This window comes from Actinospineispora spinosispora DSM 44797, assembly GCF_000429025.1.
Lineage (GTDB): Bacteria > Actinomycetota > Actinomycetes > Mycobacteriales > Pseudonocardiaceae > Pseudonocardia > Pseudonocardia spinosispora.
In genome coordinates, this window is the sequence record NZ_AUBB01000036.1 from 1 (window position 1) to 17,257 (window position 17,257).

At 67.6% G+C, this 17,257-nt stretch carries 18 protein-coding genes; 1 reads left to right on the forward strand and 17 read right to left on the reverse strand.

From position 1 onward, the window contains the following. Window positions 1-425: 425 nt before the first annotated feature. The 17 genes from G406_RS47600 to G406_RS0117540 form a co-directional block, all read right to left on the reverse strand. Complete coding sequence (locus G406_RS47600) at window positions 426-896, reverse strand: hypothetical protein (RefSeq protein ID WP_051342253.1); 471 nt, start codon at window positions 894-896, stop codon at window positions 426-428. Then, the gene (locus tag G406_RS0117465) at window positions 893-1,462 is read right to left on the reverse strand and encodes a hypothetical protein (RefSeq protein ID WP_156934961.1); all 570 of its coding nucleotides are present in this window, start codon (window positions 1,460-1,462) and stop codon (window positions 893-895) included. The genes G406_RS47600 and G406_RS0117465 overlap by 4 nt, the downstream gene beginning before the upstream one ends. After that, complete coding sequence (locus G406_RS0117470) at window positions 1,426-2,829, reverse strand: MCE family protein (protein WP_037077169.1); 1,404 nt, start codon at window positions 2,827-2,829, stop codon at window positions 1,426-1,428. The genes G406_RS0117465 and G406_RS0117470 overlap by 37 nt, the downstream gene beginning before the upstream one ends. Beyond that, window positions 2,826-4,067 (reverse strand): MCE family protein, encoded by a 1,242-nt coding sequence (locus G406_RS47605; RefSeq protein ID WP_051342254.1) that lies wholly within the window; start codon window positions 4,065-4,067, stop codon window positions 2,826-2,828. Before G406_RS47605 ends, G406_RS0117470 begins: the two co-directional genes overlap by 4 nt. Beyond that, window positions 4,064-5,338 carry an MCE family protein gene (locus tag G406_RS47610; RefSeq protein ID WP_051342255.1) on the reverse strand — a complete coding sequence of 425 codons (1,275 nt, stop codon included), beginning with the start codon at window positions 5,336-5,338 and terminating at the stop codon, window positions 4,064-4,066. The genes G406_RS47605 and G406_RS47610 overlap by 4 nt, the downstream gene beginning before the upstream one ends. Further along, entirely contained in the window at window positions 5,338-6,471 is a 1,134-nt protein-coding gene (locus G406_RS47615) for an MCE family protein (RefSeq protein WP_051342256.1), read from the reverse strand. The genes G406_RS47610 and G406_RS47615 overlap by 1 nt, the downstream gene beginning before the upstream one ends. A gap of 8 nt (window positions 6,472-6,479) precedes the next feature. Then, complete coding sequence (locus G406_RS47620) at window positions 6,480-7,532, reverse strand: MCE family protein (RefSeq protein WP_051342257.1); 1,053 nt, start codon at window positions 7,530-7,532, stop codon at window positions 6,480-6,482. Between the two features lies 1 nt (window position 7,533). Continuing rightward, window positions 7,534-8,757: an MCE family protein gene (locus tag G406_RS47625; protein ID WP_051342258.1), complete on the reverse strand. Its 1,224-nt coding sequence runs from the start codon at window positions 8,755-8,757 to the stop codon at window positions 7,534-7,536. Then, window positions 8,754-9,608 (reverse strand): ABC transporter permease, encoded by an 855-nt coding sequence (locus G406_RS0117500; RefSeq protein ID WP_084216150.1) that lies wholly within the window; start codon window positions 9,606-9,608, stop codon window positions 8,754-8,756. The genes G406_RS47625 and G406_RS0117500 overlap by 4 nt, the downstream gene beginning before the upstream one ends. Before the next feature lie 12 nt (window positions 9,609-9,620). After that, a complete protein-coding gene (locus G406_RS0117505) occupies window positions 9,621-10,403 on the reverse strand; it encodes an MlaE family ABC transporter permease (protein ID WP_037077193.1) in 783 nt (260 codons plus the stop codon). Between the two features lie 347 nt (window positions 10,404-10,750). Next, window positions 10,751-11,398: a TetR/AcrR family transcriptional regulator gene (locus G406_RS54110; RefSeq protein ID WP_051342259.1), complete on the reverse strand. Its 648-nt coding sequence runs from the start codon at window positions 11,396-11,398 to the stop codon at window positions 10,751-10,753. A gap of 82 nt (window positions 11,399-11,480) precedes the next feature. After that, window positions 11,481-11,789 (reverse strand): 2Fe-2S iron-sulfur cluster-binding protein, encoded by a 309-nt coding sequence (locus tag G406_RS0117515; protein WP_028934832.1) that lies wholly within the window; start codon window positions 11,787-11,789, stop codon window positions 11,481-11,483. Further along, window positions 11,786-12,013: a lipoyl domain-containing protein gene (locus tag G406_RS0117520; protein ID WP_028934833.1), complete on the reverse strand. Its 228-nt coding sequence runs from the start codon at window positions 12,011-12,013 to the stop codon at window positions 11,786-11,788. Before G406_RS0117520 ends, G406_RS0117515 begins: the two co-directional genes overlap by 4 nt. A gap of 12 nt (window positions 12,014-12,025) precedes the next feature. Beyond that, entirely contained in the window at window positions 12,026-13,021 is a 996-nt protein-coding gene (locus tag G406_RS0117525) for an alpha-ketoacid dehydrogenase subunit beta (RefSeq protein WP_028934834.1), read from the reverse strand. Continuing rightward, window positions 13,018-14,001, reverse strand: coding sequence for a thiamine pyrophosphate-dependent dehydrogenase E1 component subunit alpha (locus G406_RS0117530; RefSeq protein ID WP_028934835.1), 984 nt, complete (start codon window positions 13,999-14,001; stop codon window positions 13,018-13,020). Before G406_RS0117530 ends, G406_RS0117525 begins: the two co-directional genes overlap by 4 nt. 155 nt (window positions 14,002-14,156) lie before the next feature. After that, complete coding sequence (locus G406_RS0117535; RefSeq protein ID WP_037077171.1) at window positions 14,157-14,822, reverse strand: TetR/AcrR family transcriptional regulator; 666 nt, start codon at window positions 14,820-14,822, stop codon at window positions 14,157-14,159. Window positions 14,823-14,890: 68 nt separating this feature from the next. Continuing rightward, window positions 14,891-15,703, reverse strand: a complete 813-nt coding sequence (locus G406_RS0117540; protein ID WP_028934837.1) for an SDR family NAD(P)-dependent oxidoreductase — start codon at window positions 15,701-15,703, stop codon at window positions 14,891-14,893. A 126-nt stretch (window positions 15,704-15,829) separates the two neighbouring features. Here G406_RS0117540 and G406_RS47635 point away from each other — a divergent pair, with 126 nt between their 5' ends. Continuing rightward, window positions 15,830-16,852 (forward strand): ABC transporter ATP-binding protein, encoded by a 1,023-nt coding sequence (locus tag G406_RS47635; RefSeq protein ID WP_037077172.1) that lies wholly within the window; start codon window positions 15,830-15,832, stop codon window positions 16,850-16,852. Window positions 16,853-17,257: the final 405 nt, after the last annotated feature.

The window sequence follows — 17,257 nt, forward strand, 5'->3', positions numbered from 1 at the left end:
TCGAACACCGACAAAACCAGGAAATCAGCAGGTCAACCAGTCAACAAACCCCCACCAGCGGCAAACGGTCACAGCCAGAACACCGCGATCAGACCCACCCCGACCACCCACACAACGCGGCCAGAAGGGACTTCATGGGCAACCCGAGCCGCACCACAGGGCCCCCAGGGCCCTGCGGTGCGGCTCGGGGCGGCAGCCCCCTCAGTAAAAGCCCCCGGGCGCAGCCCGAAAACCAAACCGCCGCAGCCAGCAGCCCACAAGACCGAAGCCGCAGCCAGCAGCCCGAAGACCAAAGCCGCAGCCCCCGAAACCTTGTGAGTGCTGAGGCCGCCTATAGCCGGTCTTGCCACTCACGACGAAAAGCGTGTCGTGAGTGGCAAGACCGGCTACGCTTCGCGCCGCTTCGCGGTAGACGGCCTCAGCACTCACAAGGGGGTTAGGGCGGAGAGCAGCCAGCGGCCGGAGACGGACTCCAGGGTCACCTTCACTCGGCTGTTGGCCAGCTTCGGGCTCGGCAACGTGGGCGACTGGGTGGTCTGGTTCAGGAACATCAGCAGATCGACCCGCGACGTGGACGCGTCGATGATCGAGTAGGCGCTGACGCTGGTGTTGGTGCGGGTCTGCTGCGCCCGGGCCGCCGGGCCGACCTGACCACGGGCCAGGTCGAGGAACTGGTCCTTGAACGGCCCGGTCAGACCGTCAGCGGCAGTGGCCATGTCCCGGTCGAACGAGTTCGCGCTGTAGGACAGCATCGACACGACCTGCTTGCGCGCGGTCTCCGCCGCGGCCTGACGAGCGGCGGCGACAGTGGTGTCGTGCCGCATCCAGAAGAACAGCACCGCATTGACGACCACGAGCAGACCAACGGTCACACCCAGAATGCGCGGCGGGGTCACGGCACGAACTCCACTTCAGCGGCGAGCCAGCGACCGGAGATCAACTGCTCGGTGATGGCCATCCGGTAGTCACGCGGCTGCGGCGTCTGCGTCTCGGTGTTCTGCACGGTGGAGCGCACCGCGAGCAGCACCCGGACGGTGGAGCCCTCGGAGCCGTCGCCGGACACCTTGTCCACCCCCGCGGACAGCACCGAACCGGTGGTGACGACGCGGCCCTTCTTCACGATGCCGATGAACTGCTCGGAGTTGTCCCCGAACTGTCCGGCGAAGTCCCCGGTGCTGGAGTCCAGCACCCGTTTGACGTCCGCCTCGGCGGTGTTGAAGTCGATCGTCGTCAGGTTGACGGCCGCTTCCGAAGCGGCAGCCACGGCGGAGGCGCGCATGCCGTTCTCGGTCCGTGCCGGCGAGTTCTGGACGAACAGGAACACCGCGGAGCCGAGCAGGAGCACTGCCACCACACCGAGCGCGATGACCGCGGGCGAGCGCCACGAAGGCGGAGACGGGACCACAGGACGTTCGGCCAGCACGGTCATTTGGCCACCGGGTCCATCATCAGGTTCTGCCACGTCGCCTCCTTCTTCCCCGGCGAGCTCTCCCCCACGCCGCCGAGAATGAACATCGCTCCGTCAGGGCCGACGCCCTTGCCGTTGGACGGGTCGTAGTGACCGGCGGCTCCGGGCGGGGTGGGCGGCGCGGGCAGCTGCACGGCCGGGTTGCCTGCGGTGAGCTGCGGGGCACCGGAGTACATCGTCCGGTAGCCGTCGCCGCGACACTCCCACGGGCTGGCCGCGCGCCGCCCGGGAGGGCCTTCCTGGCAGGGCAGGTTGCGGGCGCCACGCACGACGCGGTGGTCGTTCTGCGGCAGCTGGCAGTAGCTGCCCGCCCGCGTCTTCATGTCGGCGAGGTCGTCCGGCGGGCGGTAGCCGAGGTGCTCCCCCTGCTTGGCGTAGCCGACGCTGCAGGTCTGCGGGTTGTCCTGGTTGAACTTCAGATCGAACGCGGTCGCACCGTCGAACTTGGGGTTCATCCAGCCCTGCTCAGCCGCGAAGATGCGCGGCGCGATCACCAGGATCTGTTCGATGCTCTTGTTGTAGATCGCGGCGACCTCGTTGACCGTGGTGAGGTTCGACAGCAGGATCGGCAGCGTCGGCCGGAAGTCCTGGAACACGTCGTCCACCGAGTAGGCGGCGTCCGGCGCGTGGTCGAGCGTGCCGCGCAGGTGGCCGTCGCTGTCGCGCAGCTGGTCGGAGAACTGCGCGAGATCCTTCGTCCAGGCCCGGATGTTCGCGCTGGATGTCGTCTGGGTGTCGAGCAGCGTGCCCGCCTGGTCGATCAGCTGCTTGGTCTGTGGATAGTTCGCGTCCGCTTCCCTGGTCAGCAGGTTCGCGTTGTCCAGCAGCGTGCCGAGCGACGGCCCGGTGTTGTTGAACGCCTTGCCGAACTCGTCGACGACCGTGTTCAGGCTCTTGGTCGGCACCGAGGCGAGCAGGTTGTCGACGTTCTGCAGCACCGGCGCGATCTGCTTGGGCAACGTCGTGCGGTTCCGCGGGATCGTCGCGCCGTCCGCCAGGTACGGCCCGGCCGCACCGCGCGGGATCAGGTCGATGTACTGCTCGCCGACCGCCGAGACGCTGTGTACCTCGGCGTTGGTGTCCACCGGCACCTTGATGTCCGAGCGCACCTGCATGACCACCTCGGCGCCGCCCTGAGGTGCCAGGTCCATCGCGGTGACCTTGCCGATCTCCGCGCCCCGGTAGGTGACCTTCGCGTTCGGGTACAGCCCGGACGCGTTCGACAGGTGCACCTTGAGCGTCGACTGGTTGTAGCCCAGCAGCACCGGGACCTTCGCGTAGACGAAGACCACCGCGCCGATGAAGACCACCGAGATGATGCTGAGCGCCAGCAGCTGGAACCGGACGAACCTGGCGATCATCGGGTGCCTCCGAGAATCCCGCCGAGCGGGTTCTTGTCGGGAAGCGCCGGTGACGAGGGCGCCGGCTTCTTCTCCTGATATTCCTGCGGCACCGGCTTCCCCGGCGCCCTCGGGACGGGCAGGGTGTTCTCGGTGTCCGGCCCTGGCAGCAAGGGAGCCAAGGGCGCGGTCGCCGGGTTGGGCGTGCCGTTCTGGTTCTTGCCCGGGTTCTGCAGCGCGAACAGCGTGCCGGCGGCGGGTGTCCCGGACAGGTAGGCCTGGTCCAGCGCCGCGAGGGTCAGGTCGACGGTGACGAACAGGTTCAGGTAGTCGCCCTTGAAGATCCGCTTGACCGTCTGGGTCGGGAAGATGACCGTCGGGATCAGCCGCAGCGACTTCGCCAGCGAGTCACCCGAGTTCGCCAGCTCGCGCAGGGAGGGCTCCAGGTCGGCCAGGTTGCCGACCAGGTCGCCCTTGCTGCGGTCGATCACCCGGTTCGCGGTGTCGCCGAACCGGCTGAGCGTGTCGAGCGTGTGGGTCAGCTGTTCGCGCTGGTCGTTGAGCACGTCCAGCGCCGGTGGGATCGCGTCGAGCGCGTTCTCCAGCACCGGACGTTGCGCGTCGACCTGCGCGGACAGCCGGTTCAGGCCCTCGATGGCGGCGACGATGTCGGCCTTCTGCTTGTCCAGGCCCTGGGTGAAGTTCGCCAGGTTGCGCAGCGCCGCCCGCACGTCGGTCTCCCGGCCGCCGAGCGCGCGGTTCAGCTCGACCGTGATAGTGCGGACCTGTTCGAGCCCACCGCCGTTGAGCAGCGCGGCGACCGCGGCGATGACGTCCTCGGTCTCCGGGTAGTTGCCACTGCTCGCGGCGCCGATGACCGAACCGTCGTGCAGCCTGCCCACCGGCACGGCGTCGACCGGCGGCCCGAGCTCCAGGTGCTTGGCACCGAGGAGGCTGGTCTGGCCGGTCTTGGCGACCGCGTTCTCCGGCAGCACGACGTTCGGGTTGAGCTTGACCGTGACCAGCGCGGCCCAGCCGTCCAGCTCGACCGAGGCGACGTGGCCGACGTTGACGTCCGCGACCCGCACCGGGCTGTTCGGCACCAGGTTCGTCACGTCCCGCATGTGGATGCGGACCGCGTAGGCGCCGTCACCGCTGCCCTGGGTTCCGGGCAGCTCCAGTGAGTTGATGCCCTGGTACTGGCAGCCGGTGAGGGCGAGAGCCGTCACCGCCAGCACCATCCCTCGGATGAGCTTCACTTGCCACCTCCGGGCAGCAACAGGTTGGGCAGGCTCGGCGCGGCGGGAGCGTCTGGCGGAGGTGCACCGGCCTGACCGGGGAAAGGAGTTCCATCAGCAGGTCTGGGACCATTCGGACCGGCGAAGTGCTCGGCGCCGCTGGGCACCGGGACCCCGCCACCACCGGGGCGGCGGATCGGCGACAGCCCGATCGGCGATTCCTGCACGGCCAGCTGGTTGGCCAGCGGGCCCAGGTACTTCTGGCAGTTGTCGGTCGCCGTCTTCGGATCGGGTGTCGCGGCGGCGGCCATCGCGTTGCAGATGAAGCTCGCCGGGGTCTGCAGCTGCGCGGTGACCAGCGCGCCGGTCGGTGAGTCGGTGCTGCCGGACATGATGTTGATGGCGTTCTGCACCGCGGGGCCACCGACGTGCAGCACCAGCGCGATGTCGTCGCGCAGCGACGCCAGCGTGCGGGCCAGCTGACCCGCGTTGTCGGTGGTGTGGTCGATGCGGTCGCGGTTCTCCTGCACGAAGTCGGTCACCTGCGCCGACACCTCGTCGAACTGCCGCAGCACCTCGCCGAACTCGCCCCGGTTCTCCGCGAGGATCCCGGACACGTCGTCGAGCCGGGACTGGAACTCGACGATCTGGTCGGCGCTCAGGTTCAGCGCCTGGACGAAGACCTGCAGGTTGCGCACCGTGCTGAACAGGTCGCCGCGCCCCCGGGAGATCGTCTCGATGGCGTGCGACAGCTGGGTGATCGTCTGGTTGAACCGCTCGCCCTGCCCGTCGGCGTTCTGCGCCGCCACGTCCAGGAACCGGGTCAGTGAACCGGTCTTGTTGGCGCCTTGCGGACCGAGCGCGAGGGCGACCTGGTCGAGCTGCTTCTTCAGCTCGTCGAACTCGACCGGCTCGGTCGTGCGCTCCATCGGGATGACGCCGTCCTCGGCCAGCTTGGGGCCGCCGGAGTACGCGGGGGCGATCTGCAGGTAGCGGGTGGCGACCAGGGTCGGCGACACGATCGCGGCACCGGCGGTCGCGGGCAGCGAGTACTTGCCGTCGTAGTGGAAGTCCACCCGCACCCGGTCACCCTCCGGCGTGATCTTGTCGATCTTGCCGACGGCCACCCCGAGGATGCGGACCGTGTCCTTCACGTAGACGCCCTTGACCTCACCGAAGTAGGCCGTCGCGTGCTTGGTGGTCGCGCCGCGGAACAGGAAGATCGCCAGCGCGACGACCGCCACGACGGCCACCAGCACGGTGACGACCAGCGGGAACCGGGACCTGAGCATCACTTACCTCCACCAGGGAGCAGCGGGGAGTTGCCGGGCGCCAGCGGCGAGCTGGACCCGGGCGCGAACGGACCCTCGGCCGGCAGTGGCAGCTGCGCGGGAGAGGGAGCGCCGGCCGGATTCGGTCCCAGCGGCGGACCTGAGGTGGCCAGCGTGCCCAGGTACGGCGCGAACGGCGCGAACGCACCGGCGGTCAGGTTCTCGACCTTCGCCTCGAAGAACGGGCCGCTGGCGATCGCGTCACCGAGGCCCTGGGCGTACGGGCCCAGTGCCTTGATCGTGCGGGTCAGGTTGCCCTCGTTGTCCCGCAACGTGTCGATCAGCCTGTTGACCCGGTCCAGTACCGGTCCGATCTGGTGTTCGTTGTCGTCGATCGTTCCCTGCACCTGGTCGGCGAGGTCGACGGCGTGGCGCAGCAGGTCCCGGATGACCTCGCGGCGCCGCTGCAGCTCACCGAGCAGCTGGTTGCCATCGGTCATGAGGCGGGTGAGCTGCTGGCTGCGGTCCCGCAGGATCGTCGTGACCCCGTTGGCGTTGCCGAGCAGCCCGATGAGCGCCTGGTCGCGGCTGTTGATCGTCTCGGACACCTTCGTCAGCCCGTCGAGGCTGCCGGTGATGTCGTCTTTCTTGAGACCGCGGAACGAGTCGGCGAACGTGTCCATCGCGACGCCGAGGCGCTTCGTGTCGATCTCACCGAGGCGGCGGGTGACGTCCTCGACGCCGGTCGTGACGCTGTACGGGGCGGTCGTGCGGGCGAGCGGGATCGTGCTGCCGCTGGGCAGGATGTTCACACCCTTCGGCGCGACCGCGAGGTAGCGCTTGCCCAGCAGCGTCTGGGTCTTGATCGCGGCGGTGGACCGGTCGGTGAGGTTGGCGCCCCGCAGCCCGAAGGTCACGATGACCTTCGCGCCGTCCAGCTCGATGTCCTTCACGACACCCGCCTGGACACCCGCGACCCGCACCACGTCACCGTCCTGCAGCCCGCCTGCCTCGGCGAACTCGGCGTAGTAGGTGGTGCCGGCGATGAACGGCGCCTTGCCGATGGTGAAGGAGACGATCGTCAGCACCACCAGCGTCACGACGCCGATGACCGCGATCGGGACGGGGTTCTTCTCCCGGAACCTGACGTTCATGCTGGGACTCATTCGGCCGCTCCCAGTTTGCACCGGTCGATGTTGTTGTTCGGGCCGATCCACGGCGTGTAGAAGGACGACCCGCCCGGCGCGCTGAGCTTGAGCCGGATGCTGCAGAGGTAGATGTTCACGTAGCTGCCGTGGGCGCCGAACCGGCTGATCCGCGAGTAGTCGCCGGGCAGGTCCCGCAGGACCTCTTCGACGACGTCGGTGTTGCGGTTGAGCACCTCGGCGGTGCGGCCCAGCTCGTGCAGCGTGTCCTTGAGCGGCGGCCGGGCGTCGTGCAGCAGGTCGGCCGCGTTCGCCGCGACGTCGTCGATGTGGCCGAGCGACTTCCCGATCGTGTCGCGGTCCTTCGACAACCCGGTGACCAGCTCCTGCAGCCGGATCACGGTGTCGCTCAGCTGCGGCCCGCGCTGGTTGAGCGTGGCGAGCACGTTGTTCAGGTTGGTGATGAGCGAGCCGATGACCTCGTCGTGGTCGGCCAGCGTCCGGCTCAGCGAGGACGTGCTGGAGAACAGGTCGGAGATCGTGCCGCCCTGCCCCTGCAGCACCGTGACCAGCTCGTTCGTCAGCTGGTTGACCTGGTCGGGCTGCAGCCCCTGCAGCAGCGGCTGGAACCCGGACAGCAGCGAGTCCAGGTCCAGCGCCGGCGTGGTCTGGGTGATCGGGATCGTCGCGCCTGCCGACAGCGGCCTGCTCGGTTCGGGGCCGGCGGTGAGCTCCAGGAACCGGTCACCGGTCAGGTTCTTGTACCGGATGATCGCCCTGGTCCCGACGTTCAGCGGGCGCTTGTCCTCCACCTCGAAGGTGACCAGCGCCAGGCTGTTGTTCTGGACCTCGACGTCGGTGACCTTGCCGACCTTGACCCCGGCCACCCGGACCAGCTCGTTGACCTTGAGCCCCGAGCTGTCCGAGAACACCGCGTGGAACGTCGTGGACCTGCCGGTGTTCGCCTGCCCGAACTCGGCGGCGAGGACCAGCAGGATCAGCGCGCTGAACGCGGCGAATATGCCGACCTTGATGAACGGGCCGGTCACGTGCAGAGCTGACTTCGCCATGTCAGTTGCCCTTCTTCTGCGCCACGCCGGGGACCGGCAGGCCGGTGCCGGGGTGCCCGAACAGCTGCACCACGAGCGGCGGCTGACCTGGCTGGTAGGCGTTGTTGCCCGGGTCGAGCTCGGGTGCGGTCGGGTCGCCCTTCGGCACGGCGGGCGGGAACTTGGTCACGTTCGGCATGCCCGAGCAGCCCGGCCCCTCGTGGTGGCTGAGCACGTTCGGCTGGTCCGGGCGGTAGGTCTCGTCACCGGGCTCGACGACGGTGTGCGTCATGATCCCGGCGATCGGCTTGAAGCCGGGGCCGTCGCCACCGAAGGCGATCGACAGCCTGCGGTGCGCCTCCTCCGCCCCCTGGAACAGGCAGACGAACTCCGGCGAGTACTTGCGCAGCAGCCGGGTCGTCGGGCGCAGCGAGTCGAGCATGTCGGACAGGTCGTCGCCGTTGTCCTCCAGCAGGTCGTGCCCGTCGTCGCCGAGGGTCGTGAGGCTCAGCAGCGTGGAGGCGAACTCCGGACCCTTCTCCGACAGCGTGTCGCTGGTGACCGTGACGTTGTCCAGCAGCGTCAGCAGGTCGGGTGTGACGTCGGCGTACAGGTTCGCGACCTTGTTCGTCTTGATCAGGTCGGTCTGGATCGTCGGCAGATCAGTGTTGATCTTCTTCAGGTAGTCGGAGCCGACCTTCAGCGTGTCGCCGAGCTTGTCGCCCCTGCCGTTGAGTGCCTGCGCCAGCGCGCCGAGCGTCGTGTTGACCTTCGCCGGGTGCAGCACGTTCAGCACCTTGGTCAGGTTGTCGAACAGCTCGTTGACCTCGACCGTCACCTGGTCGGCGTGGATGACCGACCCGGCCTGAAGTGGCCGCGAGGACGGCTGGGCCGGCATGGACAGGTTGACGAACTTGTTGCCGAACGCGGTCAGCTGTTCCAGGGAAACCGTGACGTTCGACGGGATGCGCCCGACCTTGTCCGGCTGCATCGCCAGGGTGATCTGTGCGTGCCGGCCGTCGTCGGTCAGCCCGACCTTCGACACCCGGCCGACGTCGATGCCGTCGAGCTTGACCCGGTTCTTCGGCTCCATCTGCAGCCCGGCGCGGTCGGCCTGGAGCGTCACCGGGACCGTCGAGGTGAACGCGTTGTTGTACATGCCGATGGTGAGGAAGCCGAGCAGGATCACCACGGCGATCAGCGCGATGCCGGCGAGCCGGGTCCCGGTCTTCTCTCGGGCGCTCATCCGGAGATCCGGAACGTGTCGGAGCCGCCGTACACGGCCATGGCCACGGCCAGACCCACCGTCATGACCGCGATCAGGGACAGCCGCACGGCCCGCCCGACCGCCTGGCCCACGCCGACCGGCCCGCCGGTCGCGTTGTAGCCGTAGTAGGTGTGGATCAGCACGACCACGATGACCTGGGCGACGCCCTGCAGCACCGAGTAGACGATGTCGATGGGCTGCAGGAACGTGTCGAAGTAGTGGTCGTACGTGCCTTCGGACAACCCGAAGCCGTTGACCTGGGAGAACTTCCAGCCCATCCAGCCGAAGACGAGCGCCGTGCAGTACAGCGGCACGATGACGATCAGCCCGGCGATGATCCGGGTGGCGACCAGGTAGGGCATCGAACGGATGCCCATGACTTCGAGCGCGTCGATCTCCTCACTGATCCGCATGGCGCCCAGCTGCGCGGTGAACCCGGTGCCGACGGTCGCGCACAGCGTGGCGCCCATGACGATCGGGGTGGAGAGCCGGGTCTGGATGGTCGCTCCGGTGAATCCGGCGAGCGCCTCCAGGTTGACCTGGCGCAGCGCCTGGTAGACCTGGGTGCCGCCGGTCGTCCCGGTGAAGAACAGGATGAAACCGCTGATGATCGCGGAGCCGCCGATCAGGGCGAGTGCGCCGTTGCCCATGCCGACCTCGGCGATGAGCCGCACCTCTTCCTTCTTGTAGCGGCCGACCGCGCGGTAGGTCCACAGCAGGCCACTGCCGTAGAACTTCGACTGCTTGCCGATCTCGTCGAGTGCGGCCAGCGGGCCGCCGTACACCTTGCGCAGAGTGGCGAGCTTGCTGTCGCCGCTGGTCACAGTCATGGTCGGAGTCCTTCAGTTCTGACCGAGCAGGCCGAGTGCGTACGGCAGCTGCGTCAAGGTCACGTTCATCGGGAAGAGCAGCACGAACGCGTAGACCACGGTTTCGTTCACCGCGTTGCCGACGCCCTTCGGACCGCCCGCGACGTGCAGGCCGCGGTAGCAGGCGACGAGACCGCCGAGCATGCCGAAGATGACCGCCTTGGTCTGGCTCTGGATCAGCTCGCCCATGCCGGTCAGCAGCGTGAGGCTGTCGATGAACTGGCCGGGCGAAACACCTTTCAGGTACACCGAGAAAAAGAACCCACCGCCGATGCCGACGAGCATCACCAGGCCGTTGATGAAGAAGGTGACGAAGATCGTCGCCAGGACCCTGGGCACGACCAGTCGGTGCACCGGGTCGATGCCGAGCACTTCGAGCGCGTCCAGCTCCTCGCGGATCTTGCGGGAGCCGAGGTCCGCGCAGATGGCGGTCGCGCTGGCGCCGGCCAGGACGAACGTGGTGCAGATCGGTCCGATCTGGCTGACCGTCGCCAGCGCGGAGCCCGCGCCGGACAGGTCGGTCGCGCCGACCTCCTGCAGGATGTTCTCGAACTGGAACGTCACCAGGACGGTGAACGGGATCGAGACCAGGATCGCCGGCCCGATCGTGACGCTGGCGATGAACCAGGCCTGCTGGATGAACTCTCGCCACTGGAACGGCGGCTTGAACATCGCGATGAACGTGTCGATGCACATCGCGAAGAAGCTGCCGATCGGCTTCAACGGTCGTGCGACCGCGCTCGCCGGACTCGTCATGGTGTGAACCTCGCTGTCCAACAGGCCTGTGTCTTCAGTCACCAACGACCAGGGACCACGCGAGATACGGTTGTATGTGGTTACTACATAGATCGAGATTAACAACCAGTCTGACCAGCACTTATGCAGTAAGAGTAACCTGATTGTGTCCGGCCATCAGAACAACAAAAAAACTAAGCCCACCCTAAGAAACTCGTGAGTGGCAGTGCCGCGCGACCACGGCCAGCTGGCTCCGCGAGTCTCCCCGAAGGGGGTTCAGTGCGAAGCACTGCGAAAAAACGCAACAGGCGAAGCAGAATCCGACCACAAGCGCGCTTTTAGGATTTTGAGCGCGGAAACAGGCCCAACTACCGGTGCCCGATGCCGTGCAGGATGTAGTCGATGGCCTCTTCGTCCACAGCGGACACGGCGGCGGGCTTACGCACGCCCGACTCGAACAACCACTGGTCCAGCACGGTCACCGACAGCACCACGGCGATCACCGTCGAGGCGCTCACTCTCGGGTCGACACCGGGGTAGAGCTTCCCGCCGGGCCCGGTCAGGACGTGCTCACGTACGCAGTCCAGCAGCTGGTCCATGCACCCGACGGCGGCCCCGAAGATCGACCGGACCTCGGCGTCGTCGTTGTTGATGCTCATCAGCGCGAAGATCGCGCCGCGCTGGTTGCGGTAGAGCTTGAGCATGTCCTTGATGAACTTGCGGGCGTGCGCCTCGTCCCCGTCCTGGGGCACCTCACGCTTGCCCCACGTGGTGACGAACGTGTCGACGGCTGCCTGGAAGCGCCGCAGCAGGGTCTCTTCGAACAGCGCGGACTTGGTTCCGAAATGGCGGAACAGCAGCGTCTCGGACACGCCAGCGGTGCTGGCGATCGCGCGCGTGCTGGTACCGGCGTAGCCGTTCTTGCCGAAGTGCCGCGACGCGGCGGCGTCCAGCAGGCCGCGGACCTCCTCCGAGCTACGCCGAAGTCTCGGCCGTCGCGCGTCCGCCTTGGTCACGTCGCAATGCTAACTACTTTTGCGTTCAAATAGGCGATGGAGCCCGCCCGAACCGCCGGGGACGTGACGCAGGACATGATCACTACGTTATCTGTCGCACCCCCTTGCGCAAAACTGTGACGGGTCCGGACAGCCGCGCTTGGCAGGCCAACCGGGTCGCCGGGTCGCTCGCCTTGAGCCCCTGCGCGATCCGGTCGGCCTCGGCGTTCGAGCATGCCGACAGGTTCTCCGCACCGTCATGCACCTGCATGTGGCAGATGCCGCACTCCATGTCGCCCTGGCAGATCGACGGCCAGCGGACGCCCTGCCGTCTGGCCGCCTCGAACACCGACTCGCCGTCCGCGACGTCGAACTCGGTGTCCGAGGGCAGCACCCGGATCCGTCCACTCACTCGATGGCGCCGATGACCGCGCCCACCTCGTGATCCTCCTCGGGTTTGGCACCGTGCCGCAGCGTCCCGGCGGCGGTCGCCTCGACCTCGACCTCGGTCTTGTCGGTGGCCACCACGAGGATGGGCTGGCCGACGCTCACCGCGTCGCCGTCGGCGACGAGCCACTCGACGATGCTCACCTCGGTCACGGTCAGCCCGACCCTGGGGACGATCAGATCAGCCATGGTGGCGCTCCTTCACGATTTGCACGCGGCACGTACCGCGTCGGCGATCTTCGCTGGTGAGGGCAGGTGTGAGGCCTCCAGCTCCGGCGAGTAGGGCACCGGGGTGTACTCCGCGCCGACCCGCAGGACCGGCGCGGCGAGGGTGCCCCACAGCTCCTGGTTGAGGAACGCGGCGATCTCCGCGCCGACCCCGAAGCGCTGCACGGCCTGGTGCACGACGACGGCGCGCCGGGTCCGGCCGACCGACTCGAGCATCGCGGCGCTGTCCCACGGCACGATCGAGCGCAGGTCCAGTACCTCGACGTCGAACTCGCCCTCGAGCTGCGTGGCGACCGCGAGACAGTCGTGCACGGGCTTGCCGTAGGTGATGAGCGTGACGTCGGAGCCGGGCCGTTTCACGTCCGCGCTGCCCAGCGGAACGACGTGCTCGCCGACCGGGACGTGGCCCTTCTGCGCGTACAGCGCGGCGGACTCGATGACGATCGTCGGGTCGTCGTCGCGGATGGCGGCGGTCAGCAGCCCCTTGGCGTCGGCCGGGGTGCTCGGGATGGCGATCTTGAGACCCGGAACGTGGGCCATCCAGGCCTCGACCATCTGCGAGTGCTGCGCGCCGAACATCAGCCCGCCGGTCGACATGCCGCGCACCGTGATCGGCACGTGGGTTCGCCCGCCGGACATGTAGCGCAGCTTCGCGGCGTGGTTGACCAGCTGGTCGAGGCACACCGCGTAGAAGTCGGCGATCATGATCTCGGCGACCGGGCGCATGCCCAGCAACGCGGCGCCGGTCGCAGCGCCGATGATCGCCTGTTCGGAGATGGGTGTCTCCCGCACGCGCTCGGTGCCGTACTTCGTGGACAGCCCGGCGGTCACCTTCATGACCCCGCCGGCCGGGTCGATGATGTCCTCACCGAGCAGGAACACCGACTCGTCACGAGCCAGCTCGTTGTCCATGGCCTGGTTGAGCGCCTGGGCCATGGTGATGCGCGCGGTCTCCACGTCGACGGTCATGCCGGCACCTCCCCGTACACGTCGGTGAACAGCTCTCCGGCTGCCGGCATCGGCGCGGCGAGCGCACGCTCGACGGCCTGGTCGATCTCGGCGCTGAGGCGCTGGTCGATCTCGTCCAGCTGGGCCGAGGTCGCGGCGCCCTCGGCGATCAGCAGCGCCCGGTACTTCGGTACCGGGTCCTCGGCGACCCTGGCCGCCATCTCGTCGGAGGGCATGTACGGCATCTGGTCGCCGAACATGTGCCCCATGAACCGGTAGGTCATGGCCTCGATCAGCGTCGGGCCGCCGCCGTCGCGGGCCCGCGCGACCGCCTCCCGGGCGACCAGGTAGGTGGCGTCCGGATCGTTCCCGTCCACTGTCACACCCGGAATACCGTAGGAGGCGGCGCGGGTGGAAATCTTCTCGACGCGCTGCGTCTCCCGCCGAGGGGTGTACTCGCCGTATTCGTTGTTCTGGCAGACAAATACGACTGGGAGATCCCACACAGCGGCCAGGTTGAGCGCCTCGTGGAAGGCGCCGATGTTGGTGGAACCGTCGCCGAAGTAGCAGACCGTTACCCGGTTCAGCCCCTTCATCCGGGACGCGAGCGCAATCCCATTGGCAATCGGCAGACCGCCGCCGACGATCCCGGTGGTGACCATCAGACCGGAGTTCGGGTCCGACAGATGCATCGGCCCACCCTTGCCCTTGGACGTCCCGGTGGCCTTCCCGAGCATTTCGGCCAGGATTTCGTCCAACGACGCGCCGGAGGAGATGCTGTCGTGCACACCACGATAGGTCGTGACGGTGTAGTCGTCGCTCTCCATCGCCGCCGACACCGCGGACGGAATTGATTCCTGACCGCGCGGCGAATAGTAGATAATCGCGATCTTGCCGCTCATCAGGAGCCCGCGGACCCGCTCGTCGACCTGATGGATCTTCGACATCGTCTCGTAGATCCGCAACCGGGTCCGACCCTCGACCTGCTCGCCGTCTGCCACCGCGACTCCTCACCCGCATGCTTGAACCGGGTCCGTCGCGCAAGGGTGCAGGCACCGTTGCCCGACGGTTCACTCGTACCCCACTGTGGAGCGAGCACTTACTGTACCCGGGAACCTATTCAGCTACCGTGGAGGTGTCAATGAGCAGTTCTGGGTCAGGCAGTCCGGTCGGGCGCGGCACGGTGCCGGACACCGTGGATGAGCAGCTGTTCCAGGTCGTTCGTGATTCGGTCGTCGGCGATGTCGGTCGCGTCGCTACCGAAGATCCAGCTGCGGAACATGGCCGTCGCGAGGACCGAACCGACCCCGACCCGAGTGGTCGCCGGGATGTTGAGCCCCCGGTAGCCGTTCAGCTCCTCCTCCTGCTTCACCACACCCTCGATCGCGCGCAGGACATCGGCGAGCGTGGCGCCCGCGTCCTCGACGACGTCGTCGGTGTAGTTGTCGGCGGCGGTCAGCGCGAGCGCGAAGCCCCGGCGGTCGGACAGCGTGTCGAAGAAGGTTTTCACGAACGCGTGGGTCGGCTGCTCGACCTCGTGCGGGCCGACGTTCAGCCATTCCTCGGCATAGCCCTGGAGCACTTCGATAAGCGGCTCGACGACCGCTTCCCGGAAAAGCTGAGCCTTGCTGCCGAAGTGCCGGAACAACAACGCCTCGGCGACCCCGGCCTGCTCGGCAATGCGTTTGGTACTGGTGTTCGCATATCCGTGTGCGGAGAACAACTCACGCGCGGAGTCGAGCAACAGATCACGCACTTCACCGGGAGCACGGCGGGCTGCCCGCGTGCGCTCCGGCGGATCGGCGGGTGCCGGTATGTCCATGGACCGAGGGTACCCGTCGGACGGCGAACCGCCCGATGGACGCGCTATTCCACCATTTGCCTCACTGATCACGCGGACAGTTGTCCGGCGTCCACGACGATTGTCTGACCCGTGACCAGGACCGCGAGGTCACTCGCCAAGAATGTGATAACGCGCGCGACATCGTCCGGAACACCGGCCCGGCCGAGCGGCAACTGTGCCGAGATCGCCGCAATAAGATCACCGACCCCAGCCGCCTCAAAGATCGGCATATTCGCCTGCACGCCCGGCGTATCGACGACGGTCGGCGCCACCGCGACGGCCCGGATTCCGAAGGCGCCCAGCTCTACCGCGAGCGCCTGGGTGAACGCCACCAGCGCACCCTTACTGGAGGTGTACGCGCTCAGCCCACCGGCGCCGGCGCGGAACGCCTGCGTCGAGGCGAGGTTGATGATCACTCCGCCGTTGCCGGCCTCCGCCATCACCCGACCGACCTCGCGCGAGCACCGGAAGGCCCCGCCGAGGTTGGTGGAGAGCACCTTGTCCCACTGCTCGTCGGTGGTGTCGAACAGCGGCGTGATCGGGAAGACGCCCGCGTTGTTGACCAGGATCTCCAGCCCACCCAGCTCGTCCCGGACCCGGTGGACGGCTGTGTTCACCGACTCGGTGTCGGTCACGTCGAGCGCGACCCCGAGGCCCGCGTACTCGCCGCCGAGCCCGGCCGCCGCCTCCTCGGCCTCACCCTTGTCGAGGTCCCCGATCGCGACGGCGGCGCCGGCTTCCGCGAGCCGCGTCGCCGCCGCCAGCCCGATGCCCTTGGCGCCACCGGTGACCAGCGCCCGACGCCCACGCAACGAGAGCAGATCGGTCAACGAACGGTCCGACACGTCGGGTGCGGGCATGGTGTCCTCCTGGAACTCCGGTGTTCCGCGCAAGCTATCGCAGCAAGTACTAACTTCTCAAGAGGCCGTATCCGTTGCGTCCGTCGGCCGTTGAGCCGCACACAGCTGACGTTTCGGAGGTTGATCGTGAGTGCTGGGGTCGAGGTTCGCGTCGAGGGACTCTCCAAGTCGTTCGGACGGTCCAACATCTGGTCGGACGTGTCGCTGACGCTGCCGCCCGGCGAGGTGAGCGTCCTGCTCGGTCCGTCCGGAACCGGGAAGTCGGTGTTCCTGAAATCGCTCATCGGCCTGCTCAAGCCCGAGAAGGGTTCGATCTTCATCCACGACACCGACCTGGTGCGCTGCACCGAGTCGAGGCTGTACGAGATCCGCAAGCTGTTCGGTGTGCTGTTCCAGGACGGCGCGCTGTTCGGCTCGATGAACCTGTTCGACAACATCGCCTTCCCGCTGCGTGAGCACACTCGCAAGGGTGAGAAGGAGATCAGGGACATCGTTCTGGAGAAGATCTCCATGGTCGGCCTGTCCGGCGACGAGGGCAAGCTGCCCGGCGAGATCTCCGGCGGCATGCGCAAGCGCGCCGGCCTGGCCAGGGCGCTGGTCCTGGACCCCGAGATCATCCTGTTCGACGAGCCCGACTCAGGTCTCGATCCGGTCCGTACGGCGTACCTGAACCAGCTGATCATCGACCTGAACGCGCAGACCGACTCGACGTTCCTGATCGTCACCCACGACATCAACACCGCGCAGACGGTCCCGGACAACATCGGGCTGCTCTACCGCAAGCACCTGGCCATGTTCGGCCCGCGCGAGGTCCTGCTGACCTCGGAGGAGCCGGTCGTCTCCCAGTTCCTCAACGGCCGCCGCCAGGGCCCGATCGGCATGTCCGAGGAGAAGGACTCCGAGCAGGCCGCGCGCGAGATGCAGGAGATGGAGGGCGAACTGCCCGGCCTCCCACCACTGAAGCCACAGATCGCGGTGTCGCCAGGGGTCCCGGAACGCAAGGCGGTGGCGCGGCGCCAGTCCCGCGTGCAGTCGATGATGCACGAGCTGCCGGCGAACGCCCAGGCCGCGATCCGCGAAAGCCTTCAACGCAACGGCGGCGCCCACCGCCGAGACGGCGACTACCCCACGGAACAATTCACCCGCTGATCAGCACCGCCTCGCAGAGCGTCGCGTTGCGTCGCAGCATGTGTATCCCTGTCGGGCCGTGCGTTCCGCGCTGAAAATCAGTTCGCGCGATGTGGCGACGCAAGCCGATAGTTGTGTACCCCAACGGTATGTGAGCGACACCGCGCACCGTGAGTCCACACCGCGCTACGTGCACACAGCGCGGTGTGACCACAGGGTGCGCGGTGTGGGGTGAGAAGGGCACAAATCGGCTCTTGCGGCGCGCTGACACACGGGCCACGGCGAGGCGGGTTACCTGCCCCGCGCTCCTCGCCGAGCCGGCGATCCCAGTCACCCGTCCCCGACCTCACTTTTGGATCAGACGCTGCAGCGTCTGCGACACGACATGAAGCTCTGCGAAGTCCCCTAGGACGCACGACGGCGTCC